Source organism: Allopseudospirillum japonicum (assembly GCF_900108915.1).
GTDB classification, from domain to species: Bacteria; Pseudomonadota; Gammaproteobacteria; order Pseudomonadales; family Halomonadaceae; genus Pseudospirillum; species Pseudospirillum japonicum.
In genome coordinates this window covers 21243-44021 of sequence record NZ_FNYH01000016.1, presented here as the reverse complement: position 1 = coordinate 44021, position 22779 = coordinate 21243, and the positions used below count along the sequence as shown (strand labels likewise).

General features: G+C 47.8%; 34 protein-coding genes, 1 tRNA gene and 1 pseudogene. 2 read left to right on the top strand and 34 right to left on the bottom strand.

Translation table 11 applies throughout. The annotated features are described in order from the left end of the window. Positions 1–609 precede the first annotated feature (609 nt). From BMX05_RS13000 to pomA, 7 genes and pseudogenes are all read right to left on the bottom strand, one after another. Complete coding sequence (locus tag BMX05_RS13000; protein ID WP_395855428.1) at positions 610–1182, bottom strand: pentapeptide repeat-containing protein; 573 nt, start codon at positions 1180–1182, stop codon at positions 610–612. Between the two features lie 533 nt (positions 1183–1715). Then, a pseudogene (locus BMX05_RS12995) lies at positions 1716–2114 on the bottom strand (hypothetical protein); the annotation flags it as partial. Positions 2115–2138: 24 nt separating this feature from the next. Beyond that, positions 2139–3458 (bottom strand): tetratricopeptide repeat protein, encoded by a 1320-nt coding sequence (locus BMX05_RS11720; RefSeq protein WP_093312265.1) that lies wholly within the window; start codon positions 3456–3458, stop codon positions 2139–2141. Between the two features lie 27 nt (positions 3459–3485). Beyond that, complete coding sequence (locus tag BMX05_RS11715; RefSeq protein ID WP_093312262.1) at positions 3486–4328, bottom strand: outer membrane protein assembly factor BamD; 843 nt, start codon at positions 4326–4328, stop codon at positions 3486–3488. A 121-nt stretch (positions 4329–4449) separates the two neighbouring features. Beyond that, positions 4450–4526: transfer RNA gene (locus BMX05_RS11710), tRNA-Arg, on the bottom strand. A 98-nt stretch (positions 4527–4624) separates the two neighbouring features. Then, positions 4625–5533, bottom strand: coding sequence for a flagellar motor protein MotB (locus tag BMX05_RS11705; RefSeq protein ID WP_093312259.1), 909 nt, complete (start codon positions 5531–5533; stop codon positions 4625–4627). Between the two features lie 42 nt (positions 5534–5575). Further along, positions 5576–6349 (bottom strand): flagellar motor protein PomA, encoded by a 774-nt coding sequence (pomA, locus tag BMX05_RS11700; RefSeq protein WP_093312255.1) that lies wholly within the window; start codon positions 6347–6349, stop codon positions 5576–5578. Positions 6350–6641: 292 nt separating this feature from the next. On the opposite strand from pomA, the gene ispA reads away from it, so the two are divergent. Then, the gene (gene ispA, locus BMX05_RS11695; protein WP_093312253.1) at positions 6642–7538 is read left to right on the top strand and encodes a (2E,6E)-farnesyl diphosphate synthase; all 897 of its coding nucleotides are present in this window, start codon (positions 6642–6644) and stop codon (positions 7536–7538) included. Between the two features lie 61 nt (positions 7539–7599). Beyond that, complete coding sequence (dxs, locus tag BMX05_RS11690; protein WP_093312250.1) at positions 7600–9480, top strand: 1-deoxy-D-xylulose-5-phosphate synthase; 1881 nt, start codon at positions 7600–7602, stop codon at positions 9478–9480. Positions 9481–9526: 46 nt separating this feature from the next. Here dxs and rplQ read toward each other — a convergent pair whose 3' ends face one another. From rplQ to rplC, 27 genes are all read right to left on the bottom strand, one after another. Further along, entirely contained in the window at positions 9527–9910 is a 384-nt protein-coding gene (gene rplQ / locus BMX05_RS11685; RefSeq protein ID WP_093312246.1) for a 50S ribosomal protein L17, read from the bottom strand. 44 nt (positions 9911–9954) lie between these two features. Next, entirely contained in the window at positions 9955–10956 is a 1002-nt protein-coding gene (locus tag BMX05_RS11680) for a DNA-directed RNA polymerase subunit alpha (RefSeq protein ID WP_093312241.1), read from the bottom strand. A 42-nt stretch (positions 10957–10998) separates the two neighbouring features. Beyond that, positions 10999–11619 carry a 30S ribosomal protein S4 gene (gene rpsD, locus BMX05_RS11675; protein WP_093312237.1) on the bottom strand — a complete coding sequence of 207 codons (621 nt, stop codon included), beginning with the start codon at positions 11617–11619 and terminating at the stop codon, positions 10999–11001. A 13-nt stretch (positions 11620–11632) separates the two neighbouring features. Continuing rightward, on the bottom strand, positions 11633–12019 hold the full coding sequence (rpsK, locus tag BMX05_RS11670) for a 30S ribosomal protein S11 (protein ID WP_093312233.1): 387 nt from the start codon (positions 12017–12019) through the stop codon (positions 11633–11635). Between the two features lie 64 nt (positions 12020–12083). Beyond that, a complete protein-coding gene (rpsM, locus tag BMX05_RS11665; RefSeq protein WP_093312229.1) occupies positions 12084–12440 on the bottom strand; it encodes a 30S ribosomal protein S13 in 357 nt (118 codons plus the stop codon). 134 nt (positions 12441–12574) lie between these two features. Continuing rightward, positions 12575–12688: a 50S ribosomal protein L36 gene (gene rpmJ / locus BMX05_RS11660; RefSeq protein WP_072326876.1), complete on the bottom strand. Its 114-nt coding sequence runs from the start codon at positions 12686–12688 to the stop codon at positions 12575–12577. Positions 12689–12711: 23 nt separating this feature from the next. After that, positions 12712–14040 (bottom strand): preprotein translocase subunit SecY, encoded by a 1329-nt coding sequence (secY, locus tag BMX05_RS11655; protein ID WP_093312225.1) that lies wholly within the window; start codon positions 14038–14040, stop codon positions 12712–12714. After that, a complete protein-coding gene (gene rplO, locus BMX05_RS11650; RefSeq protein WP_093312220.1) occupies positions 14041–14475 on the bottom strand; it encodes a 50S ribosomal protein L15 in 435 nt (144 codons plus the stop codon). 3 nt (positions 14476–14478) lie between these two features. After that, entirely contained in the window at positions 14479–14658 is a 180-nt protein-coding gene (gene rpmD / locus BMX05_RS11645) for a 50S ribosomal protein L30 (protein WP_093312215.1), read from the bottom strand. Positions 14659–14662: 4 nt separating this feature from the next. Next, complete coding sequence (gene rpsE, locus BMX05_RS11640; RefSeq protein WP_093312211.1) at positions 14663–15163, bottom strand: 30S ribosomal protein S5; 501 nt, start codon at positions 15161–15163, stop codon at positions 14663–14665. A gap of 11 nt (positions 15164–15174) precedes the next feature. Next, positions 15175–15525, bottom strand: coding sequence for a 50S ribosomal protein L18 (rplR, locus tag BMX05_RS11635; protein WP_093312207.1), 351 nt, complete (start codon positions 15523–15525; stop codon positions 15175–15177). Positions 15526–15534: 9 nt separating this feature from the next. Beyond that, on the bottom strand, positions 15535–16068 hold the full coding sequence (gene rplF, locus BMX05_RS11630) for a 50S ribosomal protein L6 (RefSeq protein WP_093312203.1): 534 nt from the start codon (positions 16066–16068) through the stop codon (positions 15535–15537). A 9-nt stretch (positions 16069–16077) separates the two neighbouring features. Beyond that, on the bottom strand, positions 16078–16470 hold the full coding sequence (gene rpsH, locus BMX05_RS11625; RefSeq protein ID WP_093312197.1) for a 30S ribosomal protein S8: 393 nt from the start codon (positions 16468–16470) through the stop codon (positions 16078–16080). Between the two features lie 29 nt (positions 16471–16499). After that, positions 16500–16805, bottom strand: coding sequence for a 30S ribosomal protein S14 (rpsN, locus tag BMX05_RS11620; RefSeq protein WP_093312192.1), 306 nt, complete (start codon positions 16803–16805; stop codon positions 16500–16502). Between the two features lie 15 nt (positions 16806–16820). Beyond that, positions 16821–17360, bottom strand: a complete 540-nt coding sequence (gene rplE, locus BMX05_RS11615; RefSeq protein WP_093312188.1) for a 50S ribosomal protein L5 — start codon at positions 17358–17360, stop codon at positions 16821–16823. 18 nt (positions 17361–17378) lie between these two features. After that, the gene (gene rplX / locus BMX05_RS11610; RefSeq protein WP_093312184.1) at positions 17379–17696 is read right to left on the bottom strand and encodes a 50S ribosomal protein L24; all 318 of its coding nucleotides are present in this window, start codon (positions 17694–17696) and stop codon (positions 17379–17381) included. 18 nt (positions 17697–17714) lie between these two features. Then, on the bottom strand, positions 17715–18083 hold the full coding sequence (gene rplN / locus BMX05_RS11605; protein WP_093312180.1) for a 50S ribosomal protein L14: 369 nt from the start codon (positions 18081–18083) through the stop codon (positions 17715–17717). Positions 18084–18136: 53 nt separating this feature from the next. Beyond that, positions 18137–18403, bottom strand: a complete 267-nt coding sequence (gene rpsQ, locus BMX05_RS11600) for a 30S ribosomal protein S17 (RefSeq protein WP_093312177.1) — start codon at positions 18401–18403, stop codon at positions 18137–18139. Position 18404: 1 nt separating this feature from the next. After that, complete coding sequence (rpmC, locus tag BMX05_RS11595) at positions 18405–18596, bottom strand: 50S ribosomal protein L29 (RefSeq protein WP_093312174.1); 192 nt, start codon at positions 18594–18596, stop codon at positions 18405–18407. Continuing rightward, positions 18596–19009: a 50S ribosomal protein L16 gene (gene rplP, locus BMX05_RS11590; protein ID WP_093312169.1), complete on the bottom strand. Its 414-nt coding sequence runs from the start codon at positions 19007–19009 to the stop codon at positions 18596–18598. The genes rpmC and rplP overlap by 1 nt, the downstream gene beginning before the upstream one ends. A 10-nt stretch (positions 19010–19019) precedes the next feature. Beyond that, on the bottom strand, positions 19020–19700 hold the full coding sequence (gene rpsC / locus BMX05_RS11585) for a 30S ribosomal protein S3 (RefSeq protein ID WP_093312165.1): 681 nt from the start codon (positions 19698–19700) through the stop codon (positions 19020–19022). Positions 19701–19711: 11 nt separating this feature from the next. Beyond that, a complete protein-coding gene (gene rplV, locus BMX05_RS11580) occupies positions 19712–20044 on the bottom strand; it encodes a 50S ribosomal protein L22 (RefSeq protein WP_093312160.1) in 333 nt (110 codons plus the stop codon). Positions 20045–20061: 17 nt separating this feature from the next. Beyond that, the gene (gene rpsS / locus BMX05_RS11575; RefSeq protein ID WP_093312155.1) at positions 20062–20337 is read right to left on the bottom strand and encodes a 30S ribosomal protein S19; all 276 of its coding nucleotides are present in this window, start codon (positions 20335–20337) and stop codon (positions 20062–20064) included. A 21-nt stretch (positions 20338–20358) separates the two neighbouring features. Further along, positions 20359–21186: a 50S ribosomal protein L2 gene (gene rplB, locus BMX05_RS11570; RefSeq protein WP_093312151.1), complete on the bottom strand. Its 828-nt coding sequence runs from the start codon at positions 21184–21186 to the stop codon at positions 20359–20361. A 17-nt stretch (positions 21187–21203) separates the two neighbouring features. Continuing rightward, positions 21204–21500: a 50S ribosomal protein L23 gene (gene rplW / locus BMX05_RS11565; protein WP_093312147.1), complete on the bottom strand. Its 297-nt coding sequence runs from the start codon at positions 21498–21500 to the stop codon at positions 21204–21206. Continuing rightward, positions 21497–22102, bottom strand: a complete 606-nt coding sequence (rplD, locus tag BMX05_RS11560) for a 50S ribosomal protein L4 (RefSeq protein WP_093312142.1) — start codon at positions 22100–22102, stop codon at positions 21497–21499. The genes rplW and rplD overlap by 4 nt, the downstream gene beginning before the upstream one ends. A 14-nt stretch (positions 22103–22116) precedes the next feature. After that, positions 22117–22758, bottom strand: a complete 642-nt coding sequence (gene rplC, locus BMX05_RS11555) for a 50S ribosomal protein L3 (RefSeq protein WP_093312139.1) — start codon at positions 22756–22758, stop codon at positions 22117–22119. Positions 22759–22779: the final 21 nt, after the last annotated feature.

Here is a 22779-nt window from a genome sequence, read left to right as displayed (position 1 = left end):
TCCAAAGCAAGGCTGTGTTCACTTTCAATATAAAAACCTTTTTGCGTAGCTAAACCGGCTTGAGGACGACTCCAACGCCCCCAGTACACAGGCACGCCTTGTACTTCTGTATGATAACGACTGTCTATATCGCCTATTTCTGCAGAGGAGCTTAGACGATTCACAGAAACAGAATCTAGGCTTTTCTTGTTGCCGCTGTTGCCGCTGTTGCCGCTGTTGCCACTGTTGCCACTGTTGCCACTGTTGCCACTGTTGCCACTGTTGCCACTGTTGCCACTGCTGTCACTGCTGTCACTGCTGTCACTGCTGTCACTGCTGTCACTGCTGTCACTGCTGTCACTGCTGTCACTGCTGTCACTGCTGTCGTTATTGCCGTTATTGCCGTTATTGCCGTTATTGCCGTTATTGCCGTTATTGCCGTTATTGCCGTTATTGCCGTTATTGCCGTTATTGCCGTTATTGCCGTTATTGCCGTTATTGCCGTTATTGCCGTTATTATTAGTGTTACCGCCATTGCCATTATCTGGCCCAGTTTCATCGTTACCATAACCCTTATCATGGTCATCAGGCGAATCTTTATCCTGGCCATTTCCCTGACTCTGTTCATTATCACAATTCAAAGTGCAGGTTTCTGAGTCTGTCGTTTCTGAGTCTGTCGTTTCTGAGTCTGTCGTTTCTGAGTCTGTCGTTTCTGAGTCTGTCGTTTCTGAGTCTGTCGTTTCTGAGTCTGTCGTTTCTGAGTCTGTCGTTTCTGAGTCTGTCGTTTCTGAATCTGATGTTTCTGAATCTGATGTTTCTGAGTCTGGTGTTTCTGAATCTGGTGTTTCTGAATCTGGTGTTTCTGAGTCTGGTGTTTCTGAATCTGGTGTTTCTAGGTCTGGCATTGCTGAACCCGATGTTTCTACGTCTGGCATTGCTGAACCTGATGCTTCTGAATCTGGTGTTTCTGAATCTGGTGTTTCTGAATCTGGTGTTTCTGAATCTGGTGTTTCTGAATCTGGTGTTTCTGAGTCTGGTGTTTCTGAGTCTGGTGTTTCTGAGTCTGGTGTTTCTGAGTCTGGTGTTTCTGAGTCTGGTGTTTCTGAGTCTGGTGTTTCTGAATCTGATGTTTCTGAGTCTGGTGTTTCTGAGTCTGGTGTTTCTGAGTCTGGTGTTTCTGAGTCTGGTGTTTCTGAATCTGATGTTTCTGAGTCTGGTGTTTCTGAGTCTGGTGTTTCTGAGTCTGGTGGCTGTGGATAATAGCTATCATCAACAACTACACCTGATCCGGAACCATCAAGCCAATCTGAGGGATCTTTATCTTCTTCTACAGGTATTTCAGGTGTCTGAGGTGGTTCTGGCTCAGGTTCAGGCAAGGGCTGAGGCACTTGATAATCAAGCAATTTTTCTTGTAAAGCATCCCCTAGCTTCTGATTAGCGGCCTCTGATGAAGCTGTTTGGGGTGCTTGTGCAGGCAAACTCATACTACGAGCTTCACCCTGTGGACGCGGACTTAAAATAGGCTCGACACGTCCATCAGTAAATAAAGTCTGGCCGGCATCAATCATTTTTAAGTGCTCGGCTACCTGCATAAAGGCTTGCCCAGAATTCACACTGAGATAAGAGCCCGGTACTTGATATGGATAATCTGGGTGACCTTGTTCTGGGATATGTAAAATATCTATATCCGTACCACGAATCCCCATAGTGGCAACTGGTGTTTTATAACTCACACCTTGTGGATTGAGCTTACCAATGGCACCACTAATCGCACGCAACCCTCCTTGCAACAAGGTGGTACTTGACTGGTTAGCCTCTGCTTTCTCTGGTTGATACTCAAAGGTATCAAGACGCAATTGAGAGTGAGGACGTAATGCAAAACGTGCACCATCTTGGTAACGAATTTGAATGACACTTGCTGACCCTGTAGTCAACAAATCCCCCACAAATAAAGCCTCTCCCTTAGTGACATGATCGAATGTTTGCTGATCACGGGTGAGGCTAAGTGCTTGCCCATGTGCAAAAGTCACTTGTGCAATTGCCTCAGCCTTAGCCTGTACTTGGGGACTTGCCAAACCCAGCACAGCAATCAGCCCCAAAGGATGTATGGAAAACACAGAACGCAAGGACAACATAGAAAAACCTCATATCGCTGCGGCTTAGTGAAAATAACTTAAACTCAGGACAGCTTGATACTGATCATAGGTGTATAAAGGCAGGTTGGCATCTTGCTCGTACCAATGCCCACTTAAGACCATTTGCCAATGCGAATTCCATTGCCACCGCCAGCTTATAGAGGCACTTTGGCGTTTATCTTCACGTTTTACATCAAAGCCCGGTAAATAACGTAAGCCTTCTGCATAATAATGAGAATAATCTTTGAATTGATAACTATAGTCTGCCGCCAAAATATGTGCTGGCGCCACTACGTATTCCACCCCAAATCCTGCTTCCCAAGACCAAGCATCTCCATTAGGTTTTTGTTGATCTGCTTCTTCAGTTGCTAAAGCCAAGGAGGTATCAAGGCGCCAACGAGGGTGAGGTTGATAACGCCAGTCAAGCTGCCAACTGAGCTCTGTATATTCAGATTTTCGGCTGTCAAAATGATAATCCCGTAAACTTTGACGGCTGATCAACTGATGGGTTTTATTCAACTGCCATACAGCGCGCGCCCCTACACCATAATGCTGTCGATAATTATCGTCATCGAGCCAAAGCACACCGGCTTCTGTAAAGACCTGCCAATAATTTTTGGTATCTTCAAAAACTTGCCATGCCCATTGGCTATTTAACAAACGGGTATCAAAGGCTTGTGCCTGTGTGCGCCAGTGCTTTTGTTCTGACCAAGAGGTAGTCCATTGAAATGCTTGGTGAGTATCCCAAGCCTTCTGGTACTGATAGACCCCTTGTAATCGGGTATAGGGTGAGGCAATTTCATCTAGGCTCAGTAAACCCAGATCAAGTTGAGGATAAGCAGAAGCATTATCATTGTAACCTTGCGCCAACACGAGCAGAATATAATCAGCATCTTGTGCAGGCGCTAAGGCTTGTTCAGTTTGTGCTAAGTAATATTCGATAGCCGCTTGTGCTGATGCGGGTGGCTTTAACGCCAGTAAGGCATGTAATTGCTCTTGTGCGCCAAGGTAGTTGCCCAATGCTAAGTAAGCACGGGCTAAATCTAAACGTGCTTCTGCATGATAAGGGGCCAGTAAAAGTACACGCTCCAGCACCCAAGTAGCATACGCAGGATCATCCGCAGCTAAAGCGACTTGGCCTAATAAAGCATCGAAAGTCACCTCGCCTGCATACTTGGCTTCTAGGGCTTGCATCTTTTGGTAAAGCGTTTGTACTTCACCCGCAGCTAAAGCAGCTTGCACTGCTGAGATATCTAGCTCATCCTGCGCGTAAGCATGCGTACCTAATACACAAATACCGATGACAGCCTTCAACCAAGTCTGACGCTTTATTATTCGCTTCATCGCACTGATTCCTACTTGAGGCTTGTGTTACTTTAGAATATCAAAAGTTAAGATTTGCAACATACTTTTCTCAGGGGCATCTGCTGAGTATAGCGGTTGAAAACCTTGTGCGCTCAGTTGAGGATGTTCAGGTGCATGGGTTTGCAACAAATCGATATAGGTTTGTGCTTCTGCCATCTGTTGCAAGTGTGTATAGGCTTCTGCCATAACCGCCAATGCATCTCGGGTTGCCGGCGTGTCTGGATACGCCTCTAACACTTCGCGGCCACGATTGACCGCCGCCACATAGGCCCCACGCTTTAAATAATAACGCCCAATATAAATTTCTTGGCGGGCTAATAGGTTTTTCAAAAATTGCAGACGTTGATAAGCATCAGCTGCATAAGGGCTCTGTGGGTAGCGGCGCACTAACAAACTAAAGTCTTGGTAAGCATCTCGGGTGGCACCTGGATCACGCTGAGAAATATCAATCAGCTCTAGCCATTCCAAAGCATGGCGCCCTGCACTCCAAGAGGATAAACCGCGCAGATAATAAGCATAATCAACTTGTTCATGCTGAGGGTGCAGACGAATAAAACGACCCGCAGCTACAGCGGCTGCATCATAGTTTTGCAGTTGATAATATGTATAAATTAATTCTAGCTGTACTTGCTCTGCATAACGCCCAAAGGGATAACGTGCTTCCAATGTCTGTAACTTTTGTAAGGCTTGTGTATAGTCTTCCTCTGTCAAAGCATCTTGCGCTTCTTGGTAGACTAGGGCTTCAGTTTGTACTTGCTGTTCACTTTGATTAGCAAACCAAGACGTGCTCGTTGCACAACCTGTCAATAACCATAAACATACAGGCAAGCAGTATAAAATCCGTGGCATATTTTCACCTCAAGACAAACAGACGCTGGAAGACGCAAATCGGCCCCAGAGTATAGCGAATCTTGCCGGTATAGCGAATCTTGGATGAAAAATAAGAGGGTAGGAAAGAAGTCAGCGGAAGTGGCCCGCCCTACAGGATTCGAACCTGTGGCCTCAGCCTCCGGAGGGCTGCGCTCTATCCAGCTGAGCTAAGGGCGGATTTTATGAATTGACTTGCAGAAAAAAGGCGCTTTGTGGATGAAAGCGCCGATATGATAAAGGTTTATCTTGTCAGAGTCTAGCCTAGGTTGATGATGCTAGAAGATCTCGTTAGGACGCAACTGGAATTCTGGTTCCTCGCGAATTTGCACCCCATCAGGAAGAATTTGCTGCTCCAGTTGATCAATTGCTCCGCGACTTTCCGCGTTGCTTTGATTAACAACGATTTCTACCCGTCGATTCATCGCACGATTATCTGCAGAGTCATTGGCAACTCTAGGTTTTGTCTCCGCATAGCCAATCACTTTTACCCGTTCCGGAGTAATATCACCACTGACAAGCAGTTCATTGGCGACCGAGGCCGCACGAGCTGCCGACAAATCCCAATTAGAACTAAAACGATCCGTTGAAATAGGCACATCATCTGAATGCCCTTCAATCGTAATGGTCCCTGGAGTATTCATGAGCGCAAAGCGGATTTTATCCATCACATCGATAAAAGATTCATTTAAAGTTGCAGATCCAGATGCAAAAGAGCCTTTTTCTTCTACACGAATAATAATGTTACGCCGATCTAGCTCAACTTGTACGCGTCCATCTTCAATCGAATCTTGCAAAGCCTTGGCGATATTTTCCGCATCTTGCTTGGTTTGTTCTAAAGGTAACTCGTTGGTCGATTCTGTCGTTAGATTCTGTTCATAACGCGTGGTTTGCTGCTGAATGATTTCCATCGGATTGGGTTCAGGCTTACCGGGCGTATAATTATGAAAAATAGGACTAGTTCCCATAGGGACATCATCCGCGCGAATCTGACGCTGTACCCCAAAGGCACGTTGGAGTTCACCCGCTAGGCGCTTAAACTTCATGGCGTCGATTTCAGCAAAGGAAAGCAGCAACACGAAAAAGCACATTAGCAGTGACATCAGATCAGCAAAGGTCATGACCCAAGCCGGAGAACCCGCCTTACATTCTTCCTGCTGTTCTTCGTCATCTACATCAGCACTCATAGCCTGACCTCTCACTCATCATGATTTGATTAACACCTAAGCTTAACCGCCTTCACCACCGCCTAAATCAACTTCACGTTGGGAGTTAGGCAAGTAAGTACGCAACATCTCGTCGATTACTTTCGGGTTTTGTCCTGCTTGGATCGCCATTAAGCCGTCAATCACCAAAGACTGTAGACGCGCTTCTTCTGTCATACGTAAGTTCAGCTTGTCTGCAATGGGAATACAGAACATGGTAGCTAACATGGCGCCATAAAGGGTTGTGAGTAGGGCGACGGCCATTGCAGGACCAATCGCTTTAGGGTCATCCATATTGGCCAACATTTGTACCAGACCAATCAAGGTCCCTATCATCCCCATTGCAGGGCCAACGTCCCCTAGCGCACTAAAAACTTTAGTCCCCCATTGGTGACGATCCAGTGTTAGGGCCCTGTCTTTTGCCAGCATAGCACGTACCACATCCCTATCATGACCATCGACCAATAGCTGAATACCATTTTGTAGGAAAGGGTGGCTAATTTCCTTATCTTCTAAAGCTAATAAGCCACCTTTACGTGCAATCTGGGCGATTTCTACCATTTCATAGATCATTTCCTCTAAGCTAGGAAGCTTAAAAGAAAAAGCCTTAACCGCAGCCTTCATCGCAATGGAAAAATTTTTGAAGCTAAATTTTGCCATAACAACAAAAAGACTGCCGCCAATCACAATCAGGATCGAGGGTACGTTAAGAAACATACCCGCCGAGCCACCCAAAATTATGGCGGATGCTACTATCGCGGTCGAGCCTATTAAACCTAGTAGGGTTGCAATATCCACTGATGTCTCCTCGATATATAGACCTGATATTAGGGTGGCTAGCTACTTCCCAAAGGCTAAGTGTATATCTTGCTTAGCAAGTTCATGGGGTAAGCGACTACCGACATAGCAGATTTATTTTACGGTAGCCAGTTTGGCCTTGTTACATTTGGTATAATACCTATTTTTGCAGCGTATCAAAACACAGCAAGGAAATACATGAATAGTCTTGGTGAAAATCTAAGTTCCCTGTTTGCTGAAGAAAGCTGCTATCATCCCGAAACTGAGATTGATTAGGAATGAGCAAGCGCCTGTGACTCTATCATCATCCCCTATAGATACTATCTTTGCTGATTACCGTGACCGCGTGAATCAAAGCTTGGATGCTTATTTAAGCCCTGAAAATATCACCAATGAGCGCCTCAGTGCTGCCATGCGTTACAGCGTACTGCAAGGTGGCAAACGGTTTCGTCCGGTTCTTGTGTATGCCACAGGTGAGACGCTAGGTGTACCCTTGCACGCCTGCGATCCTTTTGCCATGGCTGTCGAGTTGATTCATGCTTATTCACTGGTCCATGATGATTTGCCAGCAATGGACAATGATGACCTACGTCGTGGACAACCAACGTGCCACAAAGCCTTTGATCCAGCGACGGCTATTCTAGCAGGGGATGCGTTACAAACCTTAGCTTTTCATTGCATTAGCTATGCAAAAACTTTGGACTTAACGCAAAAAAACAAAGGTATCCAACTTCTTAGCCAAGCAAGCGGTCCTGCTGGTATGGTCGCAGGGCAAATGTTGGATATGCAAAGCGAGCAACAAACCCTTAGCCTGGATAAGCTGGAAGGCTTACATCAGTGCAAAACAGGGGCCTTAATTCGTGCTAGCGTTCTCTTAGGTGGCTTAGCGGCACAGGCAAGTCCGAAAACCCTAAATGCATTGGATACTTATGCAAGTGCTATCGGTTTGGCTTTCCAAATCCAAGACGATATTTTGGATGTTGTCAGTGATACTTCTACCTTGGGCAAGCGTGTTGGTGCAGATGCCGCCCACCAAAAAGCAACTTATCCACAGCTTTTAGGCTTACAAGGTGCTCGTCAGCGTGCGCAGCATTTAATTAATGAAGCGCTACAAGCGCTCGAGTTACTGCCAAATGAAGCGCCTTACTTACGTGCTTTAGCCCGCTATATTGTGGAACGCCTGCATTGAACTTGTCAGCTTGCTTGCTGGCCTAACAGCCCATTCGTGCCTCAAAGAGACAAAATGCCTTATGTTTGATGAGATTCCTTCCAGCCGTCCACAAACGCCCTTGCTTGATCAAATTCAAACGCCTGAAGATTTAAGGCGTTTATCCGTGCAGCAATTGCCCCAAGTTGCGCACGAATTAAGAGCTTATCTTCTTTATAGCGTTGGCCAAACTGGAGGACATTTTGGTGCCGGTTTAGGGGTCATCGAGTTGACTATCGCCTTGCATTACGTTTATCAAACGCCGGAAGACCGTTTAGTCTGGGATGTTGGTCATCAAGCTTATCCACATAAAATTCTCACTGAACGCCGCGAGGCCATGCTCAGCATACGTCAATACCAAGGTTTAGCCGCTTTTCCTAAACGCGCCGAGTCTATTTACGATACTTTTGGTGTTGGTCATTCTAGCACCTCGATTAGCGCGGCTTTAGGCATGGCAATTGCTGCGCAGCACCAAGGTCAACAACGTAAAAGTATCGCAGTGATTGGTGATGGTGCTTTAACCGCTGGCATGGCATTTGAGGCTTTATCTCACGCAGGACATGTACGTGCTGATTTGCTCGTCGTGCTCAATGATAATGAGATGTCGATTTCTGAAAATGTCGGTGGTCTGGCTACCTATCTTGCTAAAGTACTAGCAAGTCGCACCTATGCGCGGGTCCGTGAAAATAGCAAAAAAGTGCTTTCTAAACTACCCATGGCTTGGGAACTGGCCAAACGTACCGAAGAACACATGAAAGGTATGGTTTCCCCTAGTACCCTATTTGAAGAAATGGGCTTTCATTATATTGGTCCTATTGATGGGCATGATTTACCTGCGCTGATCAAGGCACTTGAGACAATTAAAGAACTCTCTGGGCCGCAATTTTTACATGTTATTACCCGCAAAGGGCGCGGTTTTGCCCCCGCTGAAGCAGATCCAATTGGTTATCACGCCATCACCAAATTAGAAAAACCTAAATCTCCCAGTAAAACAGGCCCTAAATATTCACAAGTTTTCGGACAATGGATTTGTGATATGGCTGCGCAAGATGCACGTTTAATAGGCATTACGCCCGCGATGCGTGAAGGCTCAGATCTGATCCGTTTTTCACAGGAATATCCTGAACGCTATTTTGATGTTGCTATTGCCGAACAACACGCAGTGACCCTTGCTGCAGGGATGGCCTGCGAAGGTTTAAAACCCGTGGTCGCCATTTATTCCACCTTTTTACAACGTGCTTACGATCAGTTAGTCCATGATGTGGCTGTACAGAACTTGGATGTCTTGTTTGCAATTGATCGTGCAGGTCTTGTCGGTGAAGATGGTCCAACCCATCACGGGGCTTTAGATTTATCTTTCTTGCGCTGTGTACCTGAGCTTATTTTAATGGCACCTGCAGATGAGCAAGAATGCCGTGATATGCTAACGACAGGTTATTTATATGCGGGACCTGCAGCCGTGCGTTATCCAAGAGGCACAGGACCCGGATGCCTACCTAACAACACTTTTAATCAACTTCCTCTTGGTAAAGCACAAAAGCGTCGCTCAGGCACACGCGTTGCTCTTTTAGTTTTTGGTAGCCCGTTAACTACTTGTGCTGAAGTCGCAGATCAACTCAATGCAAGCCTGTACAATATGCGATTTATCAAACCGTTAGATAAAGAAGCATTACAAGAAGCAGCAGCTATGCATAGCCTGCTGGTCACGGTAGAAGAAAATGCTTTGGCTGGAGGCGCTGGTAGTGCTGTGAATGAAGCGCTTGCTGAACTAGGCATTGATTGCCCGGTACTAAATTTAGGTTTACCTGATCGCTTTATTGATCAAGGCAGTACAGCCGAGCTCTTAGCTGAGGTTGGTTTGGATAGCCAAGGAATACAAGCCGCCATTTCACAACGTCTTGCGACGCTTGAAACCCGTACTTAAATAAAAAAACCGGCTACAAGTGCCGGTTTTTAGGTTTTACTTAAGCTTATTCATCGTCGCTTGCAGTCGTTTGTGGACGGTCTACAAGTTCAACATAAGCCATAGGTGCGTTATCGCCCGCGCGGAAACCGCACTTCAAGATACGCACATAACCACCAGGACGTGCTTGGTAACGTGGGCCAAGCTCTTGGAAAAGCTTACCTACAGCTGCCTTGCTATCAGTACGCGCAAAAGCCAAACGGCGATTTGCTACTGAGTCGTTCTTAGCCAAGGTGATTAATGGCTCAATATAACGACGCAACTCTTTTGCCTTAGGCAGAGTTGTTTTAATAACTTCATGCTCAACTAGAGAAACGCACATGTTTTTGAACATGGCGCGTCGGTGTGAGCTGGTACGATTGAGGTGACGACCACTCTTACGATGACGCATCTTTACAGTTCCTTACCAAACCGTTTGTAGGACTCGAATTGACTTTAGGCGGAAGCCTTATCGTCGTTCTTTAAACTCGCCGGTGGCCAGTTTTCTAAGCGCATACCGAGGGACAAACCGCGTGAAGCGAGAACGTCCTTAATTTCGGTAAGGGATTTCTTACCTAAATTTGGTGTTTTCAACAGCTCAACTTCAGTACGCTGAATCAAATCACCAATATAGTAAATATTCTCGGCTTTCAGACAGTTCGCTGAACGTACTGTCAATTCGAGGTCATCAACCGGGCGCAGAAGAATAGGATCAATTTGATCTTCTTCTTCCTCGGGCTCTTGTTCTTTGTCGGTCTCCAAGTCCACGAAGGCAGCCAATTGCTCTTGCAAGATAGTTGCAGAGCGGCGAATCGCCTCCTCAGGATCTAAAGTGCCATCCGTTTCCAGATCAAGGATGAGCTTATCCAAATCTGTACGCTGTTCTACACGTGCATTTTCTACCGTGTAAGCAACACGACGTACTGGACTGAATGTTGCATCGAGTTGCAGACGACCTATAGCGCGGGTTTCATCGTCCGCAGTATGGCGTGCATCTGCAGGCACATAGCCGCGACCACGTTGAACCGTTAAGCGCATTTTAAGCTCACCACTATCGTTTAAGTGAGCAATGACATGATCTGGATTAACCACATCAATATCATGGCTTAGTTCGATATCGCCTGCCACCACTGGACCGGGACCCTTCTTGTTCAGCGTTAGCACAGCTTCATCGCGACCATGCATTTTGATGGCCACATCCTTCAGGTTGAGCAGGATTTCAATAACATCTTCCTGCACACCTTCGATAGCACTGTACTCATGCAGAACGCCTTCGATCTCCGCTTCCACAATGGCGCAACCAGGCATGGAAGACAGCAGGATACGACGCAGAGCATTCCCCAAGGTATGTCCAAAGCCACGCTCAAAGGGCTCTAAGATAACTTTTGCGCGAGTCGCGTTGATCTCTTCAACCTTGATCTCACGTGGGCGGAGAAACTCTGTCACTGAACGCTGCATAAGAACACCTATTTAGGCTGCCAGACGGATTACTCTCAGGGATTACTTGGAGTACAACTCGACAATCAGGTTTTCGTTGATGTCTGCTGACAAGTCGCTGCGCTCAGGCACTGCCTTGAACACACCTTCTTTTTTGTTGCTGTCAACATCAACCCAAGCAACATCTCCACGCTGTGCAGCTTGCTCTAGCGCTTGCTGGATACGTAATTGCTTCTTCGCTTTCTCACGGATAGCAACAACATCACCAGGTTTTACGCTATAAGAAGCGACATTCACTGTTTTGCCATTGACAGAGATTGCTTTATGGCTGACTAACTGACGCGCTTCAGCACGTGTAGCACCAAAACCCATACGGTAGACAACATTGTCTAAGCGACGCTCTAGAAGTTGCAATAGGTTCTCACCAGTAGCACCTTTTAAACGAGCGGCTTCTTTATAATAGTTACGGAATTGCTTTTCTAATACGCCATAGATACGACGTACTTTTTGTTTCTCACGTAGCTGTAAACCGTAATCAGAAAGACGACCACGACGCTGACCATGCTGGCCAGGTGCTGTTTCTGATTTACATTTTTTCTCAAAGGCCATCACGCCGCTTTTTAGCAGCAGGTCTACGCCTTCACGACGAGAAAGTTTACACTTAGGTCCAATATAACGTGCCATTTAGTCCGCCTCCTTAAACACGACGCTTCTTGGGTGGACGACAACCGTTGTGCGGGATCGGCGTCACATCAGTAATGTTAGTGATCTTGAAGCCAGCGGCATTCAGCGCACGAACGGCGGACTCACGGCCAGGACCTGGGCCTTTCACCATAACATCTACATTTTTTAGACCATATTCGGCTGCCGCTGTAGCGGCACGTTCACTTGCTACTTGAGCAGCAAACGGGGTGCTCTTACGAGAACCACGAAAACCCGAACCACCGGCAGTTGCCCAAGAAAGGGTGTTGCCCTGGCGGTCTGTGATCGTAACGATCGTATTGTTAAAAGACGCATGGATATGGGCAACGCCATCCACCACAGTCTTTTTAACTTTTTTACGGTTACGCGCGGGGTTAGCCATAATATTCTGTTCCTAATTATGTATTCGTATCAGCCACCTAATAATCTAGGGGCGACACCAATAACTACTTACGAATAGGTTTACGCGGACCTTTACGAGTACGCGCATTAGTTTTAGTACGCTGACCACGTACAGGAAGACTACGGCGGTGACGCAGACCACGGTAGCAACCTAGGTCCATGAGACGCTTGATACTCATGCTAATCTCACGACGTAAATCACCTTCTACTGTGTAAGCGGCAACCGCATTACGCAGGATATCAAGCTGCTCTGCAGAGAGCTCTTTAATTTTGGTGGTTTCCGCAATACCTGTTTCTTTACAAATGGCTTGTGCACGAGTGCGACCTACACCAAAAATGTAAGTCAAAGAAATAACAGTATGTTTGTTGTCTGGGATGTTGACACCAGCAATACGGGCCATTCATCTTACTCCGCTGTTGAGTGATTTTAACACCACTCGATGTTTTTTACGTCCTGCAAGGGCGCAAAAGCATACCCCTTGACATCTAAAATATCAAGGGGTATCAAAAGCCCTCAGGTCCAAGCCAGAGAGAATCAGCCCTGGCGCTGCTTGTGACGAGGTTCGATGCAGATAACGCGTACTGAACCACGACGACGAATGATTTTGCAGTTACGGCAAATCTTTTTAACGGACGCACGAACTTTCATCATCCACTCCAGATAGTGCAGGGCTACTTACCATAACCCTTCAGGTTAGACTTTTTCAGCAAAGACTCGTACTGATACTGATTGGACATCAGATGTGCCTGCACTTGCGCCATAAAGTCCATGATGACCACAACAACGATCAACAAGGAGGTTCCTCCTACGTAGAAAGGAACATTCCACGCAACTTGCAAGAACTGAGGCATCAGAGAGACTGCTGTAATGTAAAGTGCCCCAAATAGTGTGAGGCGAGCTACCACCCCATCGATATAGCGCGCAGTCTGCTCACCTGGACGTATCCCTGGTACAAAGGCACCAGATTTTTTCAGATTGTCCGCGATATCCCTAGGGTTAAATACGAGGGCCGTATAAAAGTAGCAGAAGAATACAACGCTGAGCGCAAAAAGCAAGATATATAAAGGCTGACCTGGGCCAAGCAATTGAGAAATATCTTGCAGCCACTCCATACCTTCAGCTTTTCCAAACCACTGACCAATAGATGCTGGGAAGAGCAACAAGCTAGAGGCAAAGATAGGTGGAATCACCCCTGCCATATTCACTTTTAAAGGAAGGTGGTTGGATTGTGCGGCATAAACTCGGTTACCTACTTGACGCTTAGCATAGTTCACCGTAATACGTCTTTGCCCACGTTCGATAAAGACAACAAAAGCAACAGTTACCACACCCAAGATGGCAAGCGCCAATAGAGGTAAGATATTCCAACTGCCTTCATTGCGGGCGACTTCTAAAGAACGCCCAATCGCACCAGGTAGACCAGCCACTATACCTGCAAAAATTAGCAAGGAGATTCCATTGCCAATTCCACGCTCGGTGATCTGTTCACCTAACCACATCAAGAAAACTGCACCTGCAACCAGAGTGGTAACAGCCACAAAGTAGAACATGATGTCGGCGTGATAGACGACACCCCCTTGTCCTGCCAGACCGACTGCCATACCAATTGCTTGCACTAAAGCCAGAGCGACTGTGCCATAGCGCGTATACTGGTTGATTTTGCGACGGCCTGCTTCACCTTCTTTTTTCAGCTGTTCGAGCTGGGGTGAAACAACCGTGAGCAGCTGCATGATAATCGATGCTGAGATGTAAGGCATGATCCCTAGTGCAAGGATACTCATGTTTTCCAAAGCACCACCTGAGAACATGTTAAACATATCCAAGATGGTGCCTTGATTCTGCTCAAATAAGGCAGCGAGCTGACCAGGATTGATACCGGGAACGGGTACATGTGCACCGATTCGATACACTAAAATTGCAAGGAACACAAAGCGCAGTCGAGCCCAGAGCTCTTGTGTACCACTTTGCGCCCCTACCGGTAATGCTCCTGATTTAGCCATTTAGTCCTCGACTTTTCCGCCTGCAGCTTCAATCGCTGCACGTGCACCTTTAGTCACTTTCAGACCGCGTACTGTCACTGGCTTATTGATTTCACCAGAGAGAATCACTTTACCGTATTGGATAGATTCTTTGATGATATCTGCAGCTTTCAGAGCCGCTAAATCAACGACTTCAGCTTCTACTTTAGCGATTTCACCTAAGCGAATTTCTGCAGTCACTGCTGCCTTGCGCGAAGTAAAACCGAACTTAGGTAGACGACGCTGCAAAGGCATTTGACCGCCTTCAAATCCTGGCTTAACACTACCACCAGAACGCGACTTTAGACCTTTGTGACCACGGCCACCTGTCTTGCCTAAACCGCTACCAATACCACGGCCTACACGCTTAGGTGCATGTTTAGAGCCTGGAGCTGGGCTTAGAGTATTCAATTGCATAGATTACTCTCCCTCAACGCGCACCAAGTAGTTTACTTTATTGATCATACCGCGCACAGAAGGTGTATCTTCCAGCTCAACAGTATGACCAATGCGACGTAGACCCAGACCTTTTACACACAACTTGTGCTTAGGTTGTGTAGCTATGGGGCTACGAACAAGAGTCACTTTAATCTTAGCCATTAGCTTAACCCCGGATCTCTTCTACACTCTTGCCGCGTTTTGCAGCAATGTCTTCCGGTGAACGCATACTCGTTAAACCATTGATGGTTGCACGAACAACGTTAACGGGATTAGTAGAGCCATAGCACTTAGCCAGTACGTTATGTACACCAGCTAACTCAAGCACAGCACGCATCGCGCCACCGGCGATAATCCCTGTACCTTCAGAAGCGGGCTGCATATATACCTTGGAGGCACCATGACGCGCTTTCACTGGGTATTGCAGTGTTGTACCGTCAAGCTGTACATCAATCATGTTACGGCGTGCTTGTTCCATAGCTTTTTGAATTGCTACTGGCACTTCACGCGCTTTACCACGACCGAAGCCAACACGACCTTTTCCGTCACCCACGACAGTCAAAGCTGTAAAACCGAAGATACGGCCACCTTTAACTACCTTGGCGACGCGGTTGACCTGCACTAACTTTTCTTGCAGATCGCCGCCTTTTTGTTCACTGTTCGCCATCGTCAAACCCTTTAGAATTCCAGACCGCCCTCACGTGCCGCGTCAGCTAAGGCTTTCACACGACCATGATATTTGAAACCAGAACGGTCAAACGCCACTTTAGTAATGCCTGCTGCTTGTGCACGCTCAGCGATCAAGCGACCTACTTTGGTTGCGGCATCCACATTACCTGTTGCACCTTCACGTAGGGCGTTATCCAGAGTAGACGCGCTAGCCAGTACTTGGCTACCATCCGGTGAGATGATCTGGGCGTAAATATGCCGTGGCGTACGGTTTACGCAAAGGCGATGGATGCCAAGCTCACGGATTTTGGCACGAGCACGGCGGGCACGACGTAAACGAGCTTCTTTCTTAGCGTTCATAACCCTGCCTTATTTCTTCTTAGCTTCTTTCCGGCGAACCTGCTCATCGCTGTAACGGATACCCTTACCTTTGTAAGGCTCCGGACGACGATAGTTGCGGATTTCAGCTGCCACCTGGCCTACTAACTGCTTATCAGCGCCTTTTAATACGATGGTCGTATTATTAGGCGTTTCAGCAGTCACACCTTCTGGCAGCTCATAGTCTACCGGATGAGAGAAGCCAAGGGTCAGGTTGATTACTTTGCCTTTAGCTTGTGCACGATAACCGACACCATTGATTTCCAAGGTACGAGAAAACCCTTGGGAAACGCCAGTGATCATGTTGTTAACTAAAGCGCGAGTCGTTCCCGCTTGCGCCCAAGCATTGGCATCTTTTGTTCGCGGTGCAAAGGTCAAGACATTAGCATCTTGGCTGACAGCAACGCTTGGGTGAACATTGAGATTGAGCTGGCCATTGCTGCCTTTCACTGTCAATTGCTGACCATCTAGCTTCAGCTCAACACCGCCAGGCAATTCAATAGGACTTTTAGCTACCCTAGACATTGCTATCTCCTAGAATACGGTGCAGATAACTTCGCCACCGATACCGGCCTGACGAGCTGCACGATCTGTCATCACACCTTTAGAGGTAGTTACGATCGCTACACCTAAGCCATCGGCTACTTTAGGCAATGCATCTTTGCCTTTGTAGATACGTAGACTAGGCTTGCTTACACGCTCGATCTTTTCGATGACCGGTTTACCTTCGAAGTATTTCAGAACAACAGTCAATTCAGGTTTAGCACCTTCATTTACTGAGTAGTCACTGATATAACCTTCTTCTTTCAATACACGGGCAACATTCACTTTCAAAGTGGAAGAAGGCATGACGACTTCTTCTTTAGTTGCCATTTGTGCATTACGGATACGAGTGAACATATCCGCTAATGTGTCTTGCATGCTCATTCGATTTGCGCTCCTAGATTCCGACGCGGTTACCAGCTGGCCTTGCGCAGACCAGGCACATCACCGCGCATAGCAGCTTCACGCAGCTTATTACGGCACAGACCGAACTTGTTGAAGAAGCCATGCGGACGACCTGTTTGACGGCAGCGGTTGTGCTGACGAACAGGACTTGCATCACGCGGCAACTTCTGCAGCTGCTGCTGAGCGTCCCAACGCGCCTCTTCAGAGGTGCTTGGATTATTAATAATCGCTTTCAGTTCGGCACGCTTTGCAGCGTACTTTTTCACGAGATTTGCGCGTTTGGTTTCGCGCTCAACCATGCTCACTTTTGCCATGTTCTGAAACCTGCCTTATTTCTTGAATGGGAAGTCCAATGCACTTAAAAGCGCACGTCCCTCTTCGTTGGTCTTGGCAGTGGTAGTTACAGTGATATCCAGACCACGCACGCGATCGATTTTATCATAATCGATCTCGGGGAAAATGATCTGTTCACGAACACCCATGCTATAGTTGCCGCGACCGTCAAAAGACTTGGGATTCAGACCACGGAAGTCACGAACACGTGGAATCGCAATATCAACCAAACGGTCAAGGAATTCCCACATACGCTCACGGCGTAGGGTTACCTTACAACCAATGGGCCAACCTTGGCGAACCTTGAAACCGGCAATGGACTTACGAGCCTTGGTCACGATGGGCTTTTGGCCGCTCAGCTTTTCGAGATCAGCTAACGCATTTTCAATCAGTTTTTTATCACTGGTTGCTTCGCCGATCCCCATGTTTAGAGTCACTTTCGTAATCCGAGGCACTTCCATCACATTCTTGTAACCAAACTCATCTTGTAGCTTGGTCACAACTTCGTTCTGGTATAGCTCTTTCAATCTAGACATGCTGGTACCTGCCTCGCGTTAGGCGTCGATCTCTTTCTGATTCGACTTGTAAATCCGTACCTTGGAACCGTCTTCCAGGATCTTAAAGCCGACCCGGTCCGCCTTCCCGGTGTCTTTGTTGTAGATGGCAACGTTGGAGGCGTGAATAGGTGCTTCACGCTCAGTAATTCCACCTTGTACCCCTGCATAGGGATTGGGTTTTGTATGGCGTTTGATCATGTTCATACCGGACACGATCAGTCGGCCATCACTCAGCACGCGCTTGACGGTCCCACGCTTGCCTTTATCTTTACCCGCAATGACGACCACATCATCGTCACGTTTAATCTTGCGCATAAACCGACCTCTCGCTCCTTACAGCACTTCGGGCGCCAAGGAAATGATCTTCATGAACTTGTCGCCACGCAGTTCGCGTGTCACTGGGCCAAAGATACGGGTTCCGATCGGCGCATCGTTGTTATTCAGCAATACTGCTGCATTTCCATCGAAGCGGATCAAAGAGCCATCCTGACGACGTACACCACTACGGGTGCGCACCACAACAGCCTTTAGTACCTGACCTTTCTTTACTTTACCGCGAGGAATCGCTTCCTTCACAGTCACTTTAATGATGTCGCCGATGCGTGCATAACGACGATGGGACCCGCCCAACACCTTGATACACATGACTCGACGCGCGCCGCTGTTATCGGCCACATCTAGCATTGTTTGCGCCTGAATCATCGGTTCACTCCAAACCTAAGTTCTGCACAGAATTTAACCACGAACGTCGAGTGTTACACTTCACGCGCACGTTCAACGACTTCGACCAGTGTCCAGGACTTGGTCTTTGATAGCGGACGGCATTCCTGGATGGTCACGGTATCACCCTGACGAGCATTATTTGCTTCGTCGTGGGCGTGCAGCTTAGTAGAGCGCTTCACATACTTACCGTAGATCGGGTGACGTACACGCCGCTCAATCAGCACAGTGATGGATTTCTCCATCTTGTCACTCACCACTTTACCTGTGAGTGTACGAGCTTTCTTTTCTGTTTCGGCCATTTTAGTTACCTGCCTTCTCATTCAGCACAGTCTTGACGCGCGCAACATCACGGCGCACTTGCTTGAGCAGATGAGTTTGACCCAGCTGGGCAGTGGCTTTTTGCATCCGCAGGTTGAATTGCTCACGTAGCAGACTATGAAGCTGTTCCTTGAGCTCTTCGACAGACTTGTCGCGCAGTTCTTGGGCTTTCATTACATTACCGTCCGCTTAACAAAGGTTGTCGGTACTGGAAGCTTTGCGGCAGCCAATGCAAAGGCTTCGCGCGCGAGTTCTTCTGAAACCCCTTGTACTTCGTACAAGACTTTACCTGGTTGGATCAAGGCAACCCAGTATTCCACGTTACCTTTACCCTTACCCATACGAACTTCCAGTGGCTTTTCAGAAACAGGCTTGTCCGGGAACACACGGATCCAGATTTTACCACCACGCTTAATATGGCGTGTCATGGTACGACGAGCCGCTTCGATTTGGCGAGCAGTCAAACGACCACGGCCTGTAGCTTTTAGGCCGAAATCACCAAAGCTCACCTTGTTGCCGCGCAGTGCTAGACCGCGGTTACGGCCCTTTTGCATTTTGCGGAACTTTGTACGCTTAGGCTGAAGCATCGACTACCCCCTATTTGCCTTTTTTCTTAGGTGCATTCTGTTTAGCGCGTACTTCATCGAGTCCGCCCAGAATTTCACCTTTGAAGATCCATACCTTCACACCGATAACACCATAGGTGGTATGGGCTTCGGCAGTTGAGTAGTCGATATCAGCACGTAAAGTGTGTAGAGGCACACGACCTTCGCGATACCATTCAGTACGTGCAATCTCTGCACCACCTAAACGGCCACTCACTTGGATCTTAATGCCTTTGGCACCTAAACGAATCGCATTTTGTACCGCACGCTTCATTGCACGACGGAACATGACACGACGTTCTAACTGACTCGCTACGCTTTGTGCAACCAGAGTCGCATCCAATTCAGGCTTGCGAATCTCTTCGATGTTGATGTGAACAGGCACACCCATCAGTTGCGAAATATCTTTACGCAGCTTATCAACATCTTCGCCTTTCTTACCAATCACAATGCCAGGACGCGCAGTGTGGATGGTAATACGTGCGTTTTGAGCAGGACGCTCAATCTGAATACGGCTTACAGAAGCCTGCTTCAGACGCTCTTCAAGGAACTTACGTACCTGAAGATCGTTGTACAAATTGTCTGCATAGGCACCGCGATCGGCGTACCAGACGGAGGTATGATCTTTGACGATACCCAACCGAATGCCTGTCGGATGTACTTTCTGACCCATCTGGTCGTCTCCTACCTGTCTGCTACCTTGACCGTGATGTGGCAAGTGCGCTTGAAGATGCGATCAGCGCGGCCTTTAGCACGTGCTTTGATACGCTTCATAGTCATACCTTCGTCAACGAAGATGGTAGACACGCGCAGTTCGTCAACATCAGCGCCTTCGTTATGCTCAGCATTCGCAATCGCAGATTCTAAGACTTTCTTAACCAGCTTTGATGCCTTTTTAGGGCTAAAAGTCAGCAGGTTAAGTGCCTCTGCCACTGGCATTCCGCGCACCTGGTCAGCGACCAAACGCGCCTTCTGAGCGGACAGACGGGCACCACGCAGTTTAGCGGCTACTTCCATCTCTCTATCCCCTTGGCTTAACGTTTGGCTTTTTTATCTGCCGCGTGACCACGATAGGTACGAGTAGCAGCAAATTCGCCCAGTTTATGGCCTACCATCTCTTCAGAGACGTAAACCGGTACATGTTGGCGTCCGTTATGGACTGCAATGGTCAGACCAACCATCTCAGGCATGATCATGGAACGACGCGACCAAGTTTTAATTGGTTTTTTGTCGTTGTTTTCCAGCGCAGCCTCGACCTTCTTCAAAAGATGAAGGTCAATAAAAGGACCTTTCTTCAGTGAACGTGGCACAGCCGTTTCCCCTTAATTCAGTTATTTCGCAGCACGGCGACGAACAATCATCTTGCTAGTACGCTTGTTTTTGCGAGTTTTGTGGCCTTTAGTCGGCACACCCCATGGAGTCACAGGATGACGACCACCAGAGGTACGACCTTCACCACCACCGTGTGGGTGATCCACTGGGTTCATAGCCACACCACGCACTGTTGGACGAACACCGCGCCAGCGCTTAGCACCTGCTTTACCTAGTTGACGTAGGCTATGTTCTGAATTGCCTACCTCACCTAAAGTTGCACGACACTCAACCAGCACTTTACGCATCTCACCAGAACGTAAACGCAAGGTTGCATAAGCACCTTCACGGGCTACCAGCTGTGCAGACGCGCCTGCAGAACGCGCAATCTGCGCACCCTTACCAGGCTTAAGTTCGATACAGTGAATCGTCGAACCTACTGGAATGTTGCGCAAAGGCAAAGCATTACCTGCTTTGATAGGCGCATCAATGCCAGACTGAATAGAATCACCTGCTTTAACACCTTTAGGTGCGATGATGTAACGACGCTCACCATCAGCATATTTCAATAGTGCCAAATGTGCAGAACGGTTCGGATCATACTCTAAACGCTCTACAACTGCAGGTACACCATCTTTCTGGCGACGGAAGTCAACCAGACGGTAGTGTTGGCGATGACCGCCACCTACATGACGCGTAGTGATACGGCCATTGTTGTTACGACCACCACTTTTACTCTTTTTCGCCAGCAGCGGCGCATAGGGGGCACCTTTGTGCAGATCCGCGTTCACCACCTTAACAAGATGGCGACGACCGGCTGACGTGGGCTTACATTTTACAACTGCCATTTTTACCACCCCTTGCCTTATTCAGCGCCAGCGAAATCGATTTCCTGACCTTCCGCTAAGCTAATGTATGCTTTGCGAAAGCCCTTACGGCGACCAATCCCACGCATAGTGCGCTTGGTTTTGCCCTTCACATTCAGGACACGTACGCCTTCAACTTTTACATTTAAAAGCTGCTCAACTGCTTCCTTAATCTCAGGTTTAGTGGCATCTTGAGCAACTTTGAACGCGATCTGGTTATATTTTTCACCTAGGATCGCTGCCTTCTCGGTTTGGTGTGGACCGAGCAGAACCTTGAACACGCGCTCTTGATTCATGCCAGTTTCTCCTCGATTTGGCGCAATGCAGGAACAGTGACCAGCACTTTCTCGAATCCAATGAGGCTCACAGGATCGATAGCATTGGCATCAACAACGTCCACATGTGGAAGGTTGCGTGCGGCCAAATACAGGTTTGCATCAAGACTTTCTGTCACGATCAAAACCTTGTTCAACTGCAATTCGTTGAGCTTGTTAACCAGAAGTTTTGTTTTGGGCGCTTCTACAGTAAAACCTTCTACCGCTAATAAACGGTCTTGGCGCACTAACTCAGAAAGAATGCTGCGCATTGCTGCACGGTACATTTTTTTGTTCACTTTCTGAGCAAAGTTTTGTGGCTTAGCTGCGAAGGTCACACCACCACTGCGCCAGATTGGCGAACGAATGGTACCTGCACGCGCGCGGCCTGTGCCTTTTTGACGCCAAGGCTTTTTGCCACCACCGCTTACTTCTGAACGTGTTTTCTGTGCACGAGTCCCTTGGCGACCAGCTGCCATATAAGCAACAACAACCTGATGCACCAAGGATTCGTTAAATTCTTTACCAAAGGTCACGTCAGAAACTTCTACCGCACCTTCAGCTCCGGCAAGATTCAGATTCATAATCCTCTATCCCCTTAGCTGCGAGCCTTGACGGCAGGACGTACGATGACATCACCACCTGTTGCGCCAGGCACTGCACCCTTAACCAGCAATAAGTTACGCTCGGTATCTACGCGCACTACTTCGAGAGACTGTACAGTGACGCGCTCAGCGCCCATGTGACCAGCCATTTTCTTGCCCTTGAATACGCGGCCTGGGGTTTGGTTTTGACCAATAGAACCTGGGGCACGGTGGGACAGAGAGTTACCGTGAGTCATGTCTTGGGTACGGAAATTCCAACGTTTAATTGCACCTTGGAAGCCTTTACCCTTAGAGGTGCCAGTCACATCAACTTTCTGACCAGCTTCAAAGAGGGATACTGTTAGCTCATTGCCAACTTCTGGGGTTTCATCACCTTCAGTGAGGCGGAACTCCCATAGACCACGACCGGCGGCAACATTTGCTTTAGCAAAATGACCAGCTTCAGCCTTAGTCAGATGCTTGGCTTTACGGGCGCCCGTGGTGATCTGTACAGCTGCATAACCATCTTGCTCTAGGCTACGCAATTGAGTGACTCGGTTAGGGTCAACTTCAATTACAGTCACAGGGATAGAAGCACCTTCTTCGGTAAAGATACGGGTCATGCCGCACTTTTTACCGACCAAACCTAATGCCATCTTGTGTCTCCTAATTCAGTG

Bases quoted from the DNA above. Each gene is read 5' to 3' on its own strand.
- BMX05_RS11680 (WP_093312241.1), bottom strand. From the start codon at position 10,956: ATGCAGCGTTCAGTGACAGAGTTTCTCCGCCCACGTGAGATCAAGGTT.
- rplW (WP_093312147.1), bottom strand. From the start codon at position 21,500: ATGAATCAAGAGCGCGTGTTCAAGGTTCTGCTCGGTCCACACCAAACC.
- rplP (WP_093312169.1), bottom strand. From the start codon at position 19,009: ATGCTTCAGCCTAAGCGTACAAAGTTCCGCAAAATGCAAAAGGGCCGT.
- dxs (WP_093312250.1), top strand. From the start codon at position 7,600: ATGTTTGATGAGATTCCTTCCAGCCGTCCACAAACGCCCTTGCTTGAT.
- rpsC (WP_093312165.1), bottom strand. From the start codon at position 19,700: ATGGGTCAGAAAGTACATCCGACAGGCATTCGGTTGGGTATCGTCAAA.
- rplF (WP_093312203.1), bottom strand. From the start codon at position 16,068: ATGTCTAGGGTAGCTAAAAGTCCTATTGAATTGCCTGGCGGTGTTGAG.
- rplB (WP_093312151.1), bottom strand. From the start codon at position 21,186: ATGGCAGTTGTAAAATGTAAGCCCACGTCAGCCGGTCGTCGCCATCTT.
- rpmD (WP_093312215.1), bottom strand. From the start codon at position 14,658: ATGGCTAAGATTAAAGTGACTCTTGTTCGTAGCCCCATAGCTACACAA.
- rplC (WP_093312139.1), bottom strand. From the start codon at position 22,758: ATGGCATTAGGTTTGGTCGGTAAAAAGTGCGGCATGACCCGTATCTTT.
- rplO (WP_093312220.1), bottom strand. From the start codon at position 14,475: ATGCAATTGAATACTCTAAGCCCAGCTCCAGGCTCTAAACATGCACCT.
- rplD (WP_093312142.1), bottom strand. From the start codon at position 22,102: ATGAATCTGAATCTTGCCGGAGCTGAAGGTGCGGTAGAAGTTTCTGAC.
- rpsK (WP_093312233.1), bottom strand. From the start codon at position 12,019: ATGGCTAACCCCGCGCGTAACCGTAAAAAAGTTAAAAAGACTGTGGTG.
- rpsD (WP_093312237.1), bottom strand. From the start codon at position 11,619: ATGGCACGTTATATTGGACCTAAGTGTAAACTTTCTCGTCGTGAAGGC.
- secY (WP_093312225.1), bottom strand. From the start codon at position 14,040: ATGGCTAAATCAGGAGCATTACCGGTAGGGGCGCAAAGTGGTACACAA.
- rpsE (WP_093312211.1), bottom strand. From the start codon at position 15,163: ATGGCGAACAGTGAACAAAAAGGCGGCGATCTGCAAGAAAAGTTAGTG.
- rpmC (WP_093312174.1), bottom strand. From the start codon at position 18,596: ATGAAAGCCCAAGAACTGCGCGACAAGTCTGTCGAAGAGCTCAAGGAA.
- rplQ (WP_093312246.1), bottom strand. From the start codon at position 9,910: ATGCGTCATCGTAAGAGTGGTCGTCACCTCAATCGTACCAGCTCACAC.
- rplV (WP_093312160.1), bottom strand. From the start codon at position 20,044: ATGGAAGTAGCCGCTAAACTGCGTGGTGCCCGTCTGTCCGCTCAGAAG.
- rplN (WP_093312180.1), bottom strand. From the start codon at position 18,083: ATGATTCAGGCGCAAACAATGCTAGATGTGGCCGATAACAGCGGCGCG.
- BMX05_RS11720 (WP_093312265.1), bottom strand. From the start codon at position 3,458: ATGAAGCGAATAATAAAGCGTCAGACTTGGTTGAAGGCTGTCATCGGT.
- BMX05_RS11705 (WP_093312259.1), bottom strand. From the start codon at position 5,533: ATGAGTGCTGATGTAGATGACGAAGAACAGCAGGAAGAATGTAAGGCG.
- rpsQ (WP_093312177.1), bottom strand. From the start codon at position 18,403: ATGGCCGAAACAGAAAAGAAAGCTCGTACACTCACAGGTAAAGTGGTG.
- BMX05_RS11715 (WP_093312262.1), bottom strand. From the start codon at position 4,328: ATGCCACGGATTTTATACTGCTTGCCTGTATGTTTATGGTTATTGACA.
- rplR (WP_093312207.1), bottom strand. From the start codon at position 15,525: ATGAACGCTAAGAAAGAAGCTCGTTTACGTCGTGCCCGCCGTGCTCGT.
- rpsM (WP_093312229.1), bottom strand. From the start codon at position 12,440: ATGGCCCGTATTGCTGGTGTCAACATCCCAGACAACAAACATACTGTT.
- rplX (WP_093312184.1), bottom strand. From the start codon at position 17,696: ATGCGCAAGATTAAACGTGACGATGATGTGGTCGTCATTGCGGGTAAA.
- rplE (WP_093312188.1), bottom strand. From the start codon at position 17,360: ATGTCTAGATTGAAAGAGCTATACCAGAACGAAGTTGTGACCAAGCTA.
- rpmJ (WP_072326876.1), bottom strand. From the start codon at position 12,688: ATGAAAGTTCGTGCGTCCGTTAAAAAGATTTGCCGTAACTGCAAAATC.
- rpsH (WP_093312197.1), bottom strand. From the start codon at position 16,470: ATGAGCATGCAAGACACATTAGCGGATATGTTCACTCGTATCCGTAAT.
- rpsN (WP_093312192.1), bottom strand. From the start codon at position 16,805: ATGGCAAAAGTGAGCATGGTTGAGCGCGAAACCAAACGCGCAAATCTC.